Below are 828 nucleotides of genomic sequence, written 5' to 3'. Positions count from 1 at the left end.
GTAGCATAAATGCCAAACATACGCTGCCCTTTTGGGTTCTGCCTAGGTTGAACAAATTTCAATCTGCAAAGATCAACACGCCCTAATAAACAAAAAGCGCGTTTTGTGTAGGCAAAACGCGCTTTTTTGCTGTTAAACTAATGTTAACTATTCAGCTAGGTTATGGTGTTTTGCTTTATATTTTAAGCGGTAACTGTGTAATAGGGGCTCGGTGTAGCCACTTGGCTGCTTAGCACCTTCTAATACAAGTGCTAAAGCGGCTTGATAAGCAATACTATTTTTAAGTGACTCTTCGTTTTGTGCCATAGGCTTGTACGCGCTGTCGTGCTCATTTTGGCCATCAACCACTTTAGCCATTTTAGCCATAATCGACTCTATTTGTTGTTGAGTACACACCCCATGCTGTAGCCAGTTTGCCATATGTTGACTTGAAATACGCAAGGTTGCTCTGTCTTCCATTAAGCCTATGTGGTTAATATCAGGCACTTTTGAGCAGCCAATACCTTGGTCTATCCAGCGTACTACGTAGCCTAAAATGCCTTGTGCATTGTTCTCAAGCTCACTTTGAATATCTTCTTTACTGAGCGTTTGCGGCTGAGACATTAAAGGAGGTGTAAGTAAATCAGTAAGGCTTGCCATGCCTCGTTTGGCAATTTCTTTTTGCTCAGTAAATACGTCTACATCGTGATAATGCATAGCGTGCAAAGTGGCTGCGGTAGGCGAGGGCACCCACGCGGTATTAGCGCCAGATTGCACATGAGCAAGCTTTTGCTCCATCATAAGTGCCATTTTATCTGGCATAGGCCACATACCTTTACCTATTTGTGC

Annotated in this window: 1 pseudogene; it reads right to left on the bottom strand. The window is 43.1% G+C overall.

What is annotated here, in order from left to right:
• Positions 1–147: 147 nt before the first annotated feature.
• A pseudogene (locus B4F91_RS16385) lies at positions 148–828 on the bottom strand (malate synthase G); the annotation flags it as partial.

Source organism: Pseudoalteromonas sp. UBA6610 (assembly GCF_002433295.1).
GTDB classification, from domain to species: domain Bacteria; phylum Pseudomonadota; class Gammaproteobacteria; order Enterobacterales; family Alteromonadaceae; genus Pseudoalteromonas; species Pseudoalteromonas atlantica.
The sequence above is the reverse complement of the archived record's forward strand: the minus strand, read 5'-3'. Positions and strand labels throughout refer to the sequence as shown.